The sequence below is a fragment of the Streptomyces sp. NPDC090088 genome, assembly GCF_044747345.1.
Taxonomy (GTDB): Bacteria; Actinomycetota; Actinomycetes; order Streptomycetales; family Streptomycetaceae; genus Streptomyces.
Window position 1 is genome coordinate 658,419 of record NZ_JBIVDZ010000003.1, and the last position, 14,123, is coordinate 672,541.

The window sequence follows — 14,123 nt, forward strand, 5'->3', positions numbered from 1 at the left end:
GTGCAGCGGAGCGTGGTGTTGCGCACTCGTTAAGTAGTTCCGCTTGACGCCGGGTGCGGCGTACGCGTTGGCTTTTCAGACATCTGGGTCGCAAAGCAGCCCCACGTCCGGAACGCACCTGAAGTGAGCCCCCGTATGCGTCGTATAGCCATGTTCGTGGCCGCGTCCACGATGACCCTCTCGCTCGCCGGATGCGGTGTGCTCAACGCGACGGGTTCGTCGACCTCCGCGAGCCCGACCAAGGGCAACGACATCACCGTGGGCGTGCTGATGCCGGACAAGATCAACACCCGGTACACCAACTTCGACTACCCGATCATGAAGTCGAAGATCGCCGAGCTCACCAACGACCAGGGCAAGGTCGACTACCAGAACGCCGCGTCCTCCGCCTCCACCCAGGCGGACCAGATGCAGAAGATGATCGACGACAAGGTCGACGTGATCATCCTGGACTCCGTCGACGCGCACGCCATCGCCGGCAAGGTGAAGAAGGCGAAGGACGCGGGCATCCCCGTCATCGCTTACGACCGCCTCGCCGAGGGCCCCATCGACTCCTACGTCTCCTTCGACAACGAGCTCGTCGGAGAGGTCCAGGCCCGCACGCTCCTCGAAGGCCTCGGCTCGAACGTCGACACCTCCGACAAGGTCGTCATGATCAACGGCTCGCCGACCGACCCGAACGCCAAGCAGTTCAAGACGGGCGCCATGTCCGAGCTGGCCGGCAAGGTGACGACCGACGGCTACTCGTACGACACCAAGGACTGGGACCCGGGCATCGCCGAGAAGGAGGTCACCAAGGCGATCGGCCTGATCGGCAAGGACAACATCGCCGCCGTCTACTCCGCCAACGACGCCATGGCCGGCGGTGTCGTCAAGGCCCTCAAGGCGGCCGGCGTGACCACCATGCCGCCCATCACCGGCCAGGACGCGGACCTCGACGCCATCCAGCGGATCCTCACCGGCGAGCAGTACATGACCGTCTACAAGCCCTACCCGGACGAGGCCGAGGCCGCCGCCCAGATGGCCGTCTACAAGGTCCAGGGCAAGGACATCCAGTTCGACGCGCTCACCCAGGACCAGGTCGACAGCCCCACCAACAAGGACATCCCGGCCCAGCTGGTGCAGGTCAGCGCCGTGACCAAGAGCAAGATCAAGGACACCGTCGTCGCCGACGGCATCTACAAGATCTCGCAGATCTGCACCGCCGCCTACAAGACGGCGTGCGCCGAGGCCGGCCTCAAGTAAGCCCCTCCGGGGTCGGCGCTACCACCCCGTCAGCGGCTTCATCGCGATCAGCACCCCGTTCCGCGCGTACGGAACGGGGCTGCTGTTCATGAACCCGACCCGGTCCCGGTCCCCGGACACCCGGACCCCGCCGACCCGCGCGCCCCGCGGCACGTCGTACCAGAGCTCGACCTCGATCAGATCGTGCCCGCCGATGTCGACACTGTCGTGCTGCCGCCGCACGGCCATCGCGAAGGAGTCCGGCAGCCCCCGCCGCCCGCTCACCCCGGCCAGCCGCTGCCGCCCCACCACATACGTGTGGAACTCCGGGTCCTTGTTCTCCACCCGCAGCCGCGCCCAGCAGAACTGCCCCTCCGGCTCCGCCTCACTGTGCGACCCGGACACCGCCGTCAACCCACACCGCAACGACAGCAGCGTGAAGGTGAGATGCCCGTCCTTGTGGGGGCGGGAGGGGGCCTGCGCGGAGGGCGAGGGGGAAGCGCTGCTCCCAGAACCCCCGCACCCCGCGAGAAGCAGCAGAGCACCCACACAGACCGACGCCCACCTCTTGGCCATACGCCGATTGTGGCGCCCCCTTAGGGGCGCGGGACAGTGTCAATTTGCGGCTCCGCCGCGTGGGCGCGACCAGCCCCCACTCACTCGCACCCGACTACGCAACCCTCGTGAACACCACACTCACCTCCGGAGCCCCTCCAGGAACCCCCCGATAGATCCCCTTGTGCGGAGTGACGTCGTCATAGTCCCGACCCCGGGCCACCACCACATGCGACTCGTCCACCCGCACCCGGTTCGTGGGGTCGTACCCGCACCACTCCCCGGCCCAGTACTCGATCCACGCGTGGCTCTGCCCGGCGACCGGCCGGTGCAGCTCCGCGTCCCGCTCCGGATGCAGGTACCCCGAGACATACCGGGTCGGCAGCCCCACCCCCCGCAGCAGCGCGATCGTCAGATGCGTGATGTCCTGGCAGACCCCCGCCCCCTGGGCCCAGGCCTCCGCAGGGGACGTGTTCACACTGGTCGCCCCCGGAAGATACGACACCCGGTCGGCGACCAGCCCGGAGACGGCCACCGCAGCCTCATGCGGCTCCAGTCCGGCGGCAGCGCCCCGCGCCTTCTTCACCAGCTTCCTCGGCACCGTCGTCCGGGGCGTCCCGCACACGAACTCCCACAGCCGTGACGCCGCGGCCCGTTCGGCCACCTCCTCCCACTTCGGCGCCTCCGGCAACGGCTCCGGTGCCGACGTCTCCACCAGGCTCGACGCCGTGATGGTCAGATCCCCGTGCGGGTCCGGCAGGTCGAAGCCGGTGACCTGGGTGCCCCAGTAGTCCCAGTACGACCAGACGGTGGTCGCCGGCTGCACCGTGACCCGGGCGTCCAGCGTCGTCTGCCCCGGCAGGGTCAGCGGGGTCATCCGGACCTCGTTGTGCGAGGAGGCCGCGGGCTGCGCGTAGGAGACCCGGGTGGTGTGCCGGATGCGGAGGCGACGAGCCATCTCAGGCTCCTTCCTGGGCCCACTCGACGGGCCCCTGGTACGGGAAGAACCGCTCCGCCACCGCGTCGGCGGACGTCATGCAGGCCTGCTGCAACTCCCGCAGCAGCGCGGGGAGCTGTGCCTCCAGGGCGGCGGTGTCCAGGTATTCGAGGCGGGTGCGGGCCCGGCCGATCGGGGAGCGGGCCGGGTCCTGGCGGGGCCGCCCGAGCGCGGCCAGGCACTCCTCCGCCGTGGTCAGCGCGTGCAGCGCCGAGCGCGGGAAGTCCCGGTCCAGGAGCAGGTACTCGGCCACCCGCGGGGTGTCCCCGAACCCGCTGTGCACCCGGGCGTACGCCTCGTCGGCGCCGCTCGCGCTGAGCAGCGTGGTCCAGTCCGGCGCGTGCGCCGCGTCCAGCACCCGTACCGAAAGCAGTCGTACGGTCATGTCCACCCGCTCCAGGCTCCGGCCGAGGACGACGAACCGCCAGCTGTCGTCCCGGCTCATGGTGGAGTCGGCGAGGCCGAAGAAGAGGGCGGCCCGGCTGCGGACCAGCTCCAGGTAGGCGTAGGGGCCGGTGCGGCGGGCCGCGCGGCGCTGGTCGCCGAGCGCGTGCCAGGTCGAGTTGAGGCACTCCCACATCTCGGAGGAGACGGCCTCCCGGGCGCTGCGGGCGTTGAGCCGGGCCGCGCCGAGCGCGCCCTCGATCGATCCCGTCGAGCGGGCGTCGAAGGCCAGCTGGTCCAGGACCTGCTGCATGTCCACCCGCTCCGGGCCGGCGTCCACGCCGAGGATCGCGTACAGCGAGCGGCAGGCGACGTCCTCGTCGCGCCAGGGGTCCTCCAGCATCCGGTGCAGATAGGCGTCGAGGATGCGGCCGGTGGCATCGGCCCGCTCGACATACCGTCCGGTCCAGGTCAGCGACTCGGCGATACGGGAGAGGATCACGTCGTTCACTGCTGCTGCGCTCCTTCCGCTACGACGGCACGGGTGCCGTCGGGCCCGAGGCGGCGCGGGGCGACGGCGGGGATCGGGCCCGCCGTGCCGACCGGCGCGGGGCGCTCCGCCGGGCCCTCGGCGAGGACCCAGGTGTCCTTGGAGCCGCCGCCCTGGCTGGAGTTGACGATCAGGTTGCCCTCCTGGAGGGCGACCCGGGTGAGGCCGCCGGGCAGCACCCAGATGTCGGTGCCGTCGTTCACGGCGAACGGACGCAGGTCAATGTGGCGGGGGGCCATGCGGTCACCCGTGAGGGTGGGAGAGGTGGAGAGGGCGACGGGACGCTGGGCGATGAAGCCGCGCGGGTCGGCGACGACGGCTTTGCGAGTGCGTTCCAGGGTCTCCCGGTCGGCCTTCGGCCCGATCACGATGCCCTGGCCGCCGGCCCCGTCGACGGGCTTCACCACCAGCTGGTCGAGCTGGTCCAGGACCGCCTCCAACTGGCCGGGTTCGTCCGGCCGGTAGGACTCCACATTGGGGAGAATCGGTTCCTCACCGAGGTAGTAGCGGATCAGGTCCGGGACGTAGGTGTAGAGGAGTTTGTCGTCGGCGATGCCGTTGCCCACGGCGTTCGCGAGTGTGACGTTCCCCGCGACGGCGGCGCTCAGGATGCCGGGGCAGCCGATCACCGAGTCGGGGCGGAAGTGCAGCGGGTCGAGGAAGTCGTCGTCGAGGCGCCGGTACACCACGTGCACGGGCACCTCGCCGCGGGTCGTCCGCATCCACACCCGGTTGCTGCGGCACACCAGGTCGTGGCCCTCCACCAGCTGCACGCCCATCAGCCGGGCCAGCAGGGCGTGTTCGAAGTAGGCCGCGTTGCTGGGACCGGGGGTGAGCACCACCACCCGGGGGTCGCCCGCGGCCCCGCCGGGCGCGGCGGCCCGCAGGGCGGCCAGCAGCCGCGCCGGGTACCCGTCCACCGGGAGGACGTGCTGCTCGGCGAAGAGCGAGGGGAAGATCCGGGTCATCGCCCTGCGGTTCTCGATGACGTACGACACCCCGCTCGGCACCCGTACGTTGTCCTCCAGGACCCGGAAGGCACCGGCCTCGTCCCGGACCAGGTCGATTCCGGCCACATGGACGCGCACCCCGCCGGCCGGCTCGACCGCGTGCGCGGCCCGGTGGAAGTGCGGCGAGGAGAGCAGCAGCCGCCAGGGGACCACCCCGTCCTCGAAGGCGCGGGCGTGCCCGTAGGCATCGGCGAGATAGGCCTCCAGGGCTCTGACCCGTTGGCTCACGCCTCTCTGTACGAGATCCCATTCCAGGGCGTCGAGGATCCTGGGCACCAGGTCCAGCGGCCACGGCCGCTCCTCGCCCGCGAAGGCGTAGGTCACCCCCCGGTCGGTGAAGGCACGGGCCATCTGGTCGGCCCGGAAGCGCAGTTCACTCGGCTCGATCGGCTGGAGCGCCGCCAGTACCGGCTCATAGGCGGTCCTGACCTCACCCGGCCGCACAAACATCTCGTCCCACGCGTCGGCCAACGCGTACGCGTCAAATATGTCCGCCATGGAGGGACGTTAGAGCGGGCACGTAACACGGCGATCACTGGCGGATTTCGGGGATTCGCCGGGTCCGCCGGGTCACGTGCCCGCGAGCGACCCTCCCTGCAACGCACCTCCCCCGTAGGTGCGTTGCACGGGGCCCCGGGCCAATCGGGGGAGGACGGCCCGGGGCTCCGCCGGGTGTCCGGCGACGCCCGTGGGAAGCGACGTCAACGATGCCGCGCACACCGTGCGGCCACCACCGTCAGCTTGTTGCAACGCGGGCTGCGGAGGCGGGTCGATATCCAGCCGTATCCGGTTATGGGGACGCCCCGTGCGGGGGGAGCCGTGTTGCGGAGCCGGTCCGGACCGCTCATAGTTGCGCTGCGGAAGAGGCAGCAAACCGGGGGTGGAATGGGCGATGGCCGGGCACGGGACGGAGGAGCATCCACACGGAGCCGACCGACTGTGCGCCGCCGGGGACCGCGTGTACTCCCGGGCCGTGCGCCGGGGCCGGGTGCCGCGCACGGACGCCGACGCGGTGCCCTGCCTGCTGGAGCTGGCGCTGCTGCACCCCGACCCCGACGACATGGACTGGCTGGTGCCGACCTCCCCGCAGGAGGTCATGACCCGGCTGCTGCGCGGGGTCTACGACGAGGTCACCGACAGCCAGCGGCGGGTGGGTTCGGCGGTGGCCGCGTTCGACTGGTACGCCGGTCTGGGACGGCAGTTGCGGGCCGTGCCGGCCTCCGCCGAGGGGACGTCGGCGATCCGCGTGCTGGACGGGCTGTCCCGGATCCAGGCGGCCATGGACGAGGCGACCCAGGCGTGCACCGCCGAGGTGCTGACCGTGCAGCCGGGCGGCATCCGGCGTGAGTCCGAGCTGACCGAGGGCCTGCACCGGGCGGTGGCCCTGCGCGGCCGGGGCGTGCGGATGCGCGACCTGTACACCCATGTCGCCCGGCACGGCCAGGGCCTGCTCAACTACCTGGAGCTGATGGGCGACGCGGTGGAGGCCCGCACCCTGGACGAGGTCATCGACCGGCTGATCCTCTTCGACCGCACGGTGGCCTTCATCCCCGCCAACGCGGACCGCACGATGGCCCTGGAGCTGCGCCACCCCGCCCTGGTGGAGTACCTGGTCACGGTCTTCGAACGGCTCTGGCGGCTGGCGATCCCGCTCACCACCCCGCTCCCCGACACCGGCATCGAGGGCATCTCGCACCGCGAGCAGTCCATCGCGGCGCTCCTCGCGGAGGGCCACCAGGACGCGGTGATCGCCGAGCGCCTCGGTATCAGCGTCCGCACCTGCCGGGCCCATATCGCCCGTCTCTCGGAGACGCTGGGCGCGGCCAGCCGTACCCAGCTGGGCGTGCGGATAGCGCAGGTGGGTCTTGACCGGCCGCCGGGCGGGACGAGCGGGGGGCCGGCCGTGGTCAGCCTGCCTGATCAAGGATCCCGGACCGGCCGATGAGGTAGCCGAGCTGGGCGCGGCTGTCGCTGCCGAGGGTGGTGGCGAGGCGGGCGATGTGGTCGCGTGCGGTGCGGATGTTCATGCCGAGGCGTTCGGCGATGACGGCGTCGGTGTGGCCCTCGACGAGGAGGGCGGCGATGGCCTGCTGGCGGGGGGTGACGCCGTTGACGGACGGGCGGTGCTCGCGGTGCGGGTAGACGGGGGTGGCCAGCCGCCAGAGCCGGTCGAAGACCGTGCTCAGGTAGCTGATCAGGGCGGGGTGGCGGACTTCCAGGGCGAGGCTGCCGTCGGCGTCGGCGGGCAGGAACGCGGCCCCGTCGTCCACGACGATCAGCCGGTCGGGCAGCTCGTCGAGGCCGCGCACCTCGTGGTCGCCGGTGAGCAGCTCGTTGTAGGCCAGGACACCCGGCAGGTGGACCATCGAGTGCTGGATGAGCACCCGGATACGGCCGCCGCGGTCGAGGAAGGCCTGGTCGCGGCCGTAGGAGGCGGAGTGGGCGATCTCGCCGCGTTCGCCGGCCATACCGGTGTGCGGCTGGACGCAGAGGAGTTCGCGGCGGGCCTGCGGCACGGCCTCCTCGATGGCCTGGTTGATCCGCCGGGTGCCGCTCAGCAGCCGGAGCGCGGGGGAGTCCGCCGTCGTCGCGAGCCGCGGAGCGATCCGCATCAGCGGGGCGAAGAACTCGACCAGCCGCTCCTCCCGCCGCCATTCGTCGGCGATCCGGGCCCGGGCACCGCGCAGCCGCCGGTTCAGGGCGACGGCCGGGGCCACCGGTTCCAGCCGGCCCGGGTCGTCCAGGGCCGGGTGCAGCAGACCGAGATCGACGAGACAGGGGGCCTCGACGGCGTCCCCGGCGGCGAGGTCTCCGCCGTCCAGGGCGCGTTCGTACAGTGTCGTCCCCGCGGCGCACAGGTCCTCGATGCCGTGCTCGGCGTGCGGGACGGGGGTCAACGGGTGCCGCCCTCCTCCGGGAGCCGCTGGTCCAGGATCCCGGACTGGGCGATGAGGTAGCCGAGCTGGGCGCGGCTGCCGCTGCCGAGCGCCAGGGCCAGCTTGGCGATGTGGGCGCGGCAGGTCCGCACGTTCATGCCCAGGCGGCGGGCGATGGCCTCGTCGACATGGCCCTCGATCAGGAGCTTGGCGATGGAGTGCTGGATCTCGGTGATGCCGTCCGGGGCGGTCTCGTAGGGGGCGCCTGCGTTCAGCGGAGTCGCCCGGTTCCACATGAACTCGAAGACCTTGATGAGGTACCGCACCAGTCCCGGGTGGCGCAGTTCCAGAGCGACCTGCTGGTCGTCCCGGGTGGGGATGAAGGCCACGGTCTCGTCGCAGATGATGAGGCGCTCCACCAGCTCGTCTATGGTGCGGTACTCCACCTTGCCGTCCACGAAGTGCTCCACGTAGGAGAGCTTCTCGGGGTTGTACCGGGCCGTGTGCTGGTAGAGGGTGCGGATCCGCACCCCGCGTTCGATCAGCGGCCGGTCGCGCTCCAGTCCCTGCAGGAAGGTGCGCTCGGAGAACCGGTTGGTCGGCTGGACCGTGAGCACCTCGCTCTGGCACTGGTTCGTGGCCAGGTCGAGCGCCGCGTTGATCCGGTCGCTGCCCTCCAGGACGGAGATCGAGTCGGTGGGCGCCGCCGTCTGCATGCCCAGGGCGATGAACGGCTCGAAAGCTTCGGACAATTCGATTGACCGTTGCCGGCGCTCGGCTATCTCCTGTTCCAGGGGGTTGAGCCGCTGAGCCAGCGCGACCGCCGGGGAGACCGGGCGCAGCCACTCCGGGTCGTCGAGGTCGGGGCGCAGCAGAGCCAGCTCCATCAGGCAGGGAGCCGGTTCCGCGTCCGCGCGGGAGATGCGTCCCGTACGCAGGGCGGTCGCATAAAGTCGGCCACCTTCCTCGCACAGTTCGGTCACCGCGTGGGGATGTGCCGCTTTGGTCTGTTTCGTTGTCAAATCTCCACCCCCCAGGGTCCTGAACATGCAGGAACATGATGCACCGATCGTGTGGCCATGACGTGCCCGAATGAGCCATCGTCTTATTCGTACGGGGGAAGAGGGGACCTTCAAGTGAGGACGAAGCCGAAGATGAACAAGAGATCGCTTCGCTCGGTACTTGTCGCCGCCTTCTTCGCCGTGGCGGCCGCCGGGATAGTCGGCGGTCTCTCCGGTACGGGGGGCGACGTCCGGGCGGACACGAGGTGGCCGTCGGTCGCCGAATCGACCACGCTTGCCGACGGCACCGCATCCACGGTCGACACAAACGACAGCGCCGGGAGCTGAGGACGTGACCACCCCGCCGGACGACCGATCCTTCCGCCGTGAAATGGCCACCGCGTACCGATCCGGCTGGCACTTCATCGACCTGGTCACCGCCATCCCCCACAGCGGTGACTCCCTGATGGTGACCGTCTTCGGTGAACCGGTGGTCGTCACGCGGGACGACGAAGAGGACGTCCGGGCGTACCGGTGTCTGCGCAAGCCCCGAGGGGCGCCGCAGCCCGTCCGCTGTGCCGTCCGGTACGGAATGATCTTTGTGAACCTGGACCAACGGGACCACCGGCTGGCTGAGCCGGACGTTCCGGACGTGAGGACCATCTCGGCCACCCCCCGCAGTGCCTGACGCGATTCCCCCGTCGTAAAAAGATCGCTCAGGTGCTTCCCCCCGCAGCGGCGTCACCGTGACCTGAACACGGTGACGCCGCTGCAGTTTTCTGGGGACATTTCCGGGTATCGGCAGGTTTCGGTCAGGCCGCACGGTGGCTGAAAAGAGCCGCCGGAACGGGTCGGTCGCCCCGCCCCGCCTCCGCCCCTCATCCCCGTCCCAGTGCCCGCTCCACCTCGATCTCGATGACCACCCGGGACGGGTTCTCCGCCGGAACCCTCTCGTACCGCTCGGCGTACCGCCGCTCCGCCTCCGCCACCCGCTCCGGTTCGGTCCGCACGCGGGCCCGGCCCTCCAGCGTCGCCCACCGCCGTCCGGCCACCTGGCACACCGCCACCCGGGCCCCGTCCGGCCCCGCGGCCCGTACGTGCGACACCTTGGTGCTCGCCTTGTTCGTGATCACCCGGGCCAGCCCCGCCTCCGGGTCGTAGGTCACCCCGACCGGCACCACGTGCGGGCTGCCGTCCGGGCGCAGGGTGGTGAGGGTGCACAGGTGGCGTTCCCGCCAGAAGGCCACGTAGGCCTCATCCGGTGCGGCAGGGTTCACGCGATACGTACTCATGGTCCGGAAGGTAGTCGCCGGAAGGACTCCCGGCCGCACCTTGAGTGGAATAGACTCAACTTTATGTACGTTGGCTGAAGCAGTCGTACGACGCCGAGGAGGAGAGCCCGAACGTGGACGCCGAGCTGACCAACAGGAGCCGGGACGCGATCAACGCGGCCAGCAACCGTGCCGTGACCATGGGGCACGCGGACCTCACGCCTGCCCACCTGCTGCTGGCGCTGCTCGCGGGGCAGGACAACGAGAACATCACCGACCTGCTCGCCGCCGTCGACGCCGACCAGGCCGCCGTACGCCAGGGCGCCGAGCGCGCGCTGGCCGCGCTGCCCAGCGTGACCGGGTCCACGGTCGCGCCCCCGCAGCCCAACCGCGAGCTGCTCGCGGTCCTCGCCGACGCGGGCGAACGCGCCAAGGAGCTCGGCGACGACTTCCTCTCCACCGAGCACCTGCTCATCGGCATCGCCGCGAAGGGCGGCGCGGCCGGCGAGGTCCTCGACCGGCAGGGCGCCACCGCGAAGAAGCTGGTGGAGGCGTTCCAGAAGGCGCGCGGCGGGCGCCGGGTGACCACCGCCGACCCCGAGGGCCAGTACAAGGCCCTGGAGAAGTTCGGCACCGACTTCACGGCCGCCGCCCGGGACGGCAAGCTCGACCCGGTCATCGGCCGCGACCAGGAGATCCGCCGGGTCGTGCAGGTGCTGTCCCGCCGCACCAAGAACAACCCCGTGCTCATCGGCGAGCCCGGCGTCGGCAAGACCGCCGTCGTCGAGGGGCTCGCCCAGCGGATCGTGAAGGGGGACGTGCCCGAGTCGCTGAAGAACAAGCGGCTGGTGTCGCTGGACCTCGGCGCGATGGTCGCGGGCGCGAAGTACCGGGGCGAGTTCGAGGAGCGGCTCAAGACCGTCCTCGCCGAGATCAAGGACTCCGACGGGCAGATCATCACCTTCATCGACGAGCTGCACACGGTCGTCGGCGCGGGCGCGGGCGGCGACTCCGCCATGGACGCCGGCAACATGCTGAAGCCGATGCTGGCGCGCGGCGAACTGCGCATGGTCGGCGCCACCACGCTCGACGAGTACCGCGAACGCATCGAGAAGGACCCGGCGCTGGAGCGCCGCTTCCAGCAGGTGCTGGTCGCCGAGCCGACGGTCGAGGACACGATCGCCATCCTCCGTGGCCTCAAGGGCCGTTACGAGGCCCACCACAAGGTGCAGATCGCGGACAGCGCGCTGGTCGCCTCCGCCACCCTCTCCGACCGCTACATCACCTCCCGCTTCCTCCCGGACAAGGCGATCGACCTCGTGGACGAGGCCGCCTCCCGCCTGCGCATGGAGATCGACTCCTCCCCGGTCGAGATCGACGAACTCCAGCGTTCCGTCGACCGGTTGAAGATGGAGGAGTTGGCGCTGGAGAAGGAGACCGACCCGGCCTCCCGGGAGCGCCTGGAGAAGCTGCGCCGCGACCTCGCCGACAGGGAGGAGGACCTGCGCGGCCTCAACGCCCGCTGGGAGCGCGAGAAGCAGTCCCTGAACCGGGTCGGCGAGCTGAAGGAGAAGCTCGACGCCCTGCGCGGCACCGCCGAACGCGCCCAGCGCGACGGCGACTTCGACACCGCCTCCAAGCTGCTGTACGGCGAGATCCCGCAGCTGGAGAAGGAACTGGAGGCCGCGTCCGAGGCCGAGGAGGAGACCTCCCGGGACACCATGGTCAAGGACGAGGTCGGCTCCGACGACATCGCCGACGTGGTGGCGGCCTGGACCGGGATCCCCGCCGGGCGCCTGATGGAGGGCGAGACCCAGAAGCTGCTCCGCATGGAGGACGAGCTGGGCCGCCGGCTGATCGGCCAGACCGAGGCCGTACGAGCGGTGTCGGACGCCGTACGACGGTCCCGCGCCGGGATCGCCGACCCGGACCGCCCCACCGGCTCCTTCCTCTTCCTCGGCCCGACCGGTGTCGGCAAGACGGAACTGGCCAAGGCCCTCGCCGACTTCCTCTTCGACGACGAGCGGGCGATGGTCCGTATCGACATGTCGGAGTACAGCGAGAAGCACAGCGTGGCCCGGCTGGTCGGCGCCCCGCCCGGATACGTCGGCTACGAGGAGGGCGGCCAGCTCACGGAGGCGGTCCGCCGCAGGCCCTACACGGTCGTACTCCTCGACGAGGTGGAGAAGGCGCACCCCGAGGTCTTCGACATCCTCCTCCAGGTGCTGGACGACGGCCGGCTCACCGACGGGCAGGGCCGCACGGTCGACTTCCGCAACACCATCCTGGTGCTGACGTCGAACCTGGGCAGCCAGTACCTGGTCGACCCGGTCCTCGGCGAGGAGGAGAAGAAGCGGCAGGTGCTGGAGGTGGTCCGGCAGTCCTTCAAGCCGGAGTTCCTCAACCGGCTGGACGACCTGGTGGTCTTCTCGGCCCTGGCCAAGGACGAACTGGCCCGGATCGCCCGGCTCCAGATCGACCGGCTGGCGGGGCGCCTCGCCGAGCGCCGGCTCGCCCTGGAGGTGACCCCGGAGGCCCTGGCCTGGCTGGCCGAGGAGGGCAACGACCCGGCCTACGGTGCCCGCCCGCTGCGCCGCCTCGTCCAGACCGCCATCGGCGACCGCCTGGCCAAGGAGATCCTCTCCGGCGAGGTCAAGGACGGCGACACCATCCGGGTGGACGCGTTCGGGGAGGGGCTGATCGTGGGACCGGCGACGCCGGAGGAGCAGCCCGCGAAGACGCTCTGACGTCCGAGGTCCGCGGCGGACCGACATGACGGCCGGGGTGGCCGTGAACCGGTGGGTTCACGGCCACCCCGGCCGTCGTCGTGTTCGCCGTGCCGCCGTCCGCTAGCCGGCGCTCTCCCGCAGCAGGTCGCGGGTGGCCGCGAGGTACCCCGCCTGGAAGCGGCTCTCGGCGTTCAGCTCCTGGAAGAGGTCCGCTATGTGCTTGCGGCAGGTGCGCAGCGAGATGCCCAGGCGGCGGGCGATCACCTCGTCCTTCAGGCCCCTGCTCAGCAGCCGCAGGATGGCCTGGCGCACGTCGTCCACGGCGACCCGGGTGCGCTCGGACCCGCAGAACGGGGTGGCGTGGTCCCAGGCCCGGTCGAACGCGTCGCACAGGAACGCCACCGCGGCCGGGGAGCGCAGCACCACCGCACCGCCCCGGCGCTGCGGGTGCGGGACGAAGGCGACCCTGCGGTCGAAGGCGATCAGCCGCCCGAACAGGTCGGTCATCGTCCGCACCTCGGCGCCCGCCGGGGAGACCCGGTCCACATAGGCCTGGGTGGGCGCGTGCCGCCGGGCGGAGTGCTGGTAGAGCGTGCGCATCCGCACGCCCCGGGCCAGCAGCGCGGTGTCCCGGGCCACCGCCTGCTCCAGCTCCGACGGGGGACGGCCGCCGCCGGGCTGACAGGTGACCATCTCCTGCTCGCACTCCGCGCTGGCCTGCTCGATCAGCGTGATCACGTCGTCGAGGGAGTCCACCACCTCGATCGCCTCGGGTGCCTCCGCACCCCGGTGCGGGCGGGCCGGGTAGGCGGAGGCGAGGGCGGTCAGCGAGTCGCGCCGCGCGGTCAGCTCGTAGAGGCGCCGGCGCAGCCGTGACTCCGTGCTCGCCATCCGGGCGGCGGCCAGGTGCGGATGGACGGCGCGCCACCAGGGACTGGGATTGCACAGGTCGTCCAGGATTTCCGAGCCGTTCACGGGGGCGACCAGATGGAATTCCGCCAGTGCCTCGATCGCCTCGACCGTATGGGTTTCGCCCATACCCAGGGCCAGCGCGGCTTCTTCCGTCGTGAAAAAGGCCTGCGCCGCTCCCCAGTGATAAAGCCGAATATGGTCCGGCGCGAGTCCCTGAAGGAGCAGTGAAGGGTCGGTTTCCAGGATTTTGTCCACTTCTTCCCCCCTGCAGTTTCCTGTTCGCACCATCATGCGGGGCGATCTCCCTGGACGGCTATGCAGGCGGGATTACAACATCGTGAAAGGGCTGACCGCGCGGTCGGCCGGTCACATAGCGTCTCGAATACGGGGGATTTTTCCATGACTAAGTACGGGTTTGTCGTGTTTGCTCTGGTGGCCGCGGCCGGGCTGGCCGGTGGCGCGCACACGGCCGCCGCACGGGGTGCGGACGGTCTTCCGACGGCCACGGTGGCCGAAAAGGCCCATTCGGAGAGCGCCCTCGCCGGGCCGCTCGACGACAGCGGCTGGAGCTAGGAATCCGATCGCGCCCCGGCCAGCCGAGCAGTGGAGAAAAC

14 protein-coding genes are annotated in these 14,123 nt (G+C 70.7%); 6 read left to right on the forward strand and 8 right to left on the reverse strand.

Annotation, left to right across the window (positions count from 1 at the left end):
• Positions 1–135 precede the first annotated feature (135 nt).
• Positions 136–1,245: a substrate-binding domain-containing protein gene (locus ACIPSJ_RS18865; RefSeq protein WP_359206409.1), complete on the forward strand. Its 1,110-nt coding sequence runs from the start codon at positions 136–138 to the stop codon at positions 1,243–1,245.
• 18 nt (positions 1,246–1,263) lie between these two features.
• Here ACIPSJ_RS18865 and ACIPSJ_RS18870 read toward each other — a convergent pair whose 3' ends face one another.
• The 4 genes from ACIPSJ_RS18870 to ACIPSJ_RS18885 all read right to left on the reverse strand — a co-directional run bounded on the left by ACIPSJ_RS18870 (position 1,264) and on the right by ACIPSJ_RS18885 (position 5,218).
• Positions 1,264–1,800, reverse strand: coding sequence for a hypothetical protein (locus ACIPSJ_RS18870; RefSeq protein ID WP_401347010.1), 537 nt, complete (start codon positions 1,798–1,800; stop codon positions 1,264–1,266).
• Between the two features lie 94 nt (positions 1,801–1,894).
• A complete protein-coding gene (locus ACIPSJ_RS18875; RefSeq protein WP_401347013.1) occupies positions 1,895–2,737 on the reverse strand; it encodes a transglutaminase N-terminal domain-containing protein in 843 nt (280 codons plus the stop codon).
• Between the two features lies 1 nt (position 2,738).
• Positions 2,739–3,671 (reverse strand): alpha-E domain-containing protein, encoded by a 933-nt coding sequence (locus ACIPSJ_RS18880; RefSeq protein WP_359206403.1) that lies wholly within the window; start codon positions 3,669–3,671, stop codon positions 2,739–2,741.
• Positions 3,668–5,218 (reverse strand): circularly permuted type 2 ATP-grasp protein, encoded by a 1,551-nt coding sequence (locus ACIPSJ_RS18885; RefSeq protein WP_401347016.1) that lies wholly within the window; start codon positions 5,216–5,218, stop codon positions 3,668–3,670. Before ACIPSJ_RS18885 ends, ACIPSJ_RS18880 begins: the two co-directional genes overlap by 4 nt.
• 394 nt (positions 5,219–5,612) lie before the next feature.
• Here ACIPSJ_RS18885 and ACIPSJ_RS18890 point away from each other — a divergent pair, with 394 nt between their 5' ends.
• Positions 5,613–6,665, forward strand: coding sequence for a LuxR C-terminal-related transcriptional regulator (locus ACIPSJ_RS18890; RefSeq protein ID WP_401347018.1), 1,053 nt, complete (start codon positions 5,613–5,615; stop codon positions 6,663–6,665).
• On the opposite strand, the gene ACIPSJ_RS18895 is transcribed toward ACIPSJ_RS18890, so the two are convergent.
• Together ACIPSJ_RS18895 and ACIPSJ_RS18900 are read right to left on the reverse strand one after the other, a co-directional pair.
• Positions 6,628–7,617: a helix-turn-helix transcriptional regulator gene (locus ACIPSJ_RS18895; RefSeq protein WP_401347020.1), complete on the reverse strand. Its 990-nt coding sequence runs from the start codon at positions 7,615–7,617 to the stop codon at positions 6,628–6,630. The genes ACIPSJ_RS18890 and ACIPSJ_RS18895 overlap by 38 nt on opposite strands.
• On the reverse strand, positions 7,614–8,645 hold the full coding sequence (locus tag ACIPSJ_RS18900) for a helix-turn-helix transcriptional regulator (RefSeq protein ID WP_355725245.1): 1,032 nt from the start codon (positions 8,643–8,645) through the stop codon (positions 7,614–7,616). The genes ACIPSJ_RS18895 and ACIPSJ_RS18900 overlap by 4 nt, the downstream gene beginning before the upstream one ends.
• 87 nt (positions 8,646–8,732) lie before the next feature.
• Here ACIPSJ_RS18900 and ACIPSJ_RS18905 point away from each other — a divergent pair, with 87 nt between their 5' ends.
• Together ACIPSJ_RS18905 and ACIPSJ_RS18910 are read left to right on the forward strand one after the other, a co-directional pair.
• Positions 8,733–8,945: a hypothetical protein gene (locus ACIPSJ_RS18905; protein WP_393536756.1), complete on the forward strand. Its 213-nt coding sequence runs from the start codon at positions 8,733–8,735 to the stop codon at positions 8,943–8,945.
• 43 nt (positions 8,946–8,988) lie between these two features.
• Complete coding sequence (locus ACIPSJ_RS18910; RefSeq protein ID WP_355725327.1) at positions 8,989–9,285, forward strand: (2Fe-2S)-binding protein; 297 nt, start codon at positions 8,989–8,991, stop codon at positions 9,283–9,285.
• A 190-nt stretch (positions 9,286–9,475) separates the two neighbouring features.
• Here the strand turns inward: ACIPSJ_RS18910 and ACIPSJ_RS18915 are convergent, their stop codons facing one another.
• Positions 9,476–9,889, reverse strand: a complete 414-nt coding sequence (locus tag ACIPSJ_RS18915) for a pyridoxamine 5'-phosphate oxidase family protein (protein ID WP_401347023.1) — start codon at positions 9,887–9,889, stop codon at positions 9,476–9,478.
• Between the two features lie 113 nt (positions 9,890–10,002).
• On the opposite strand from ACIPSJ_RS18915, the gene clpB reads away from it, so the two are divergent.
• Positions 10,003–12,615, forward strand: a complete 2,613-nt coding sequence (clpB, locus tag ACIPSJ_RS18920; RefSeq protein WP_401347025.1) for an ATP-dependent chaperone ClpB — start codon at positions 10,003–10,005, stop codon at positions 12,613–12,615.
• A 102-nt stretch (positions 12,616–12,717) separates the two neighbouring features.
• Here the strand turns inward: clpB and ACIPSJ_RS18925 are convergent, their stop codons facing one another.
• Positions 12,718–13,635, reverse strand: a complete 918-nt coding sequence (locus tag ACIPSJ_RS18925) for a helix-turn-helix transcriptional regulator (protein ID WP_359206389.1) — start codon at positions 13,633–13,635, stop codon at positions 12,718–12,720.
• Between the two features lie 273 nt (positions 13,636–13,908).
• Here ACIPSJ_RS18925 and ACIPSJ_RS18930 point away from each other — a divergent pair, with 273 nt between their 5' ends.
• Positions 13,909–14,082, forward strand: a complete 174-nt coding sequence (locus ACIPSJ_RS18930) for a hypothetical protein (RefSeq protein ID WP_401347028.1) — start codon at positions 13,909–13,911, stop codon at positions 14,080–14,082.
• Positions 14,083–14,123 lie beyond the last annotated feature (41 nt).

What these genes read in the sequence shown, in the direction of transcription:
- ACIPSJ_RS18900 (WP_355725245.1), bottom strand. Translation starts at nt 8,645, where the DNA reads ATGTTCAGGACCCTGGGGGGTGGAGATTTGACAACGAAACAGACCAAA.
- ACIPSJ_RS18910 (WP_355725327.1), top strand. Translation starts at nt 8,989, where the DNA reads ATGGCCACCGCGTACCGATCCGGCTGGCACTTCATCGACCTGGTCACC.
- ACIPSJ_RS18930 (WP_401347028.1), top strand. Translation starts at nt 13,909, where the DNA reads ATGACTAAGTACGGGTTTGTCGTGTTTGCTCTGGTGGCCGCGGCCGGG.
- ACIPSJ_RS18875 (WP_401347013.1), bottom strand. Translation starts at nt 2,737, where the DNA reads ATGGCTCGTCGCCTCCGCATCCGGCACACCACCCGGGTCTCCTACGCG.
- ACIPSJ_RS18865 (WP_359206409.1), top strand. Translation starts at nt 136, where the DNA reads ATGCGTCGTATAGCCATGTTCGTGGCCGCGTCCACGATGACCCTCTCG.
- ACIPSJ_RS18915 (WP_401347023.1), bottom strand. Translation starts at nt 9,889, where the DNA reads ATGAGTACGTATCGCGTGAACCCTGCCGCACCGGATGAGGCCTACGTG.
- ACIPSJ_RS18925 (WP_359206389.1), bottom strand. Translation starts at nt 13,635, where the DNA reads ATGGGCGAAACCCATACGGTCGAGGCGATCGAGGCACTGGCGGAATTC.
- ACIPSJ_RS18870 (WP_401347010.1), bottom strand. Translation starts at nt 1,800, where the DNA reads ATGGCCAAGAGGTGGGCGTCGGTCTGTGTGGGTGCTCTGCTGCTTCTC.
- ACIPSJ_RS18885 (WP_401347016.1), bottom strand. Translation starts at nt 5,218, where the DNA reads ATGGCGGACATATTTGACGCGTACGCGTTGGCCGACGCGTGGGACGAG.
- ACIPSJ_RS18890 (WP_401347018.1), top strand. Translation starts at nt 5,613, where the DNA reads ATGGCCGGGCACGGGACGGAGGAGCATCCACACGGAGCCGACCGACTG.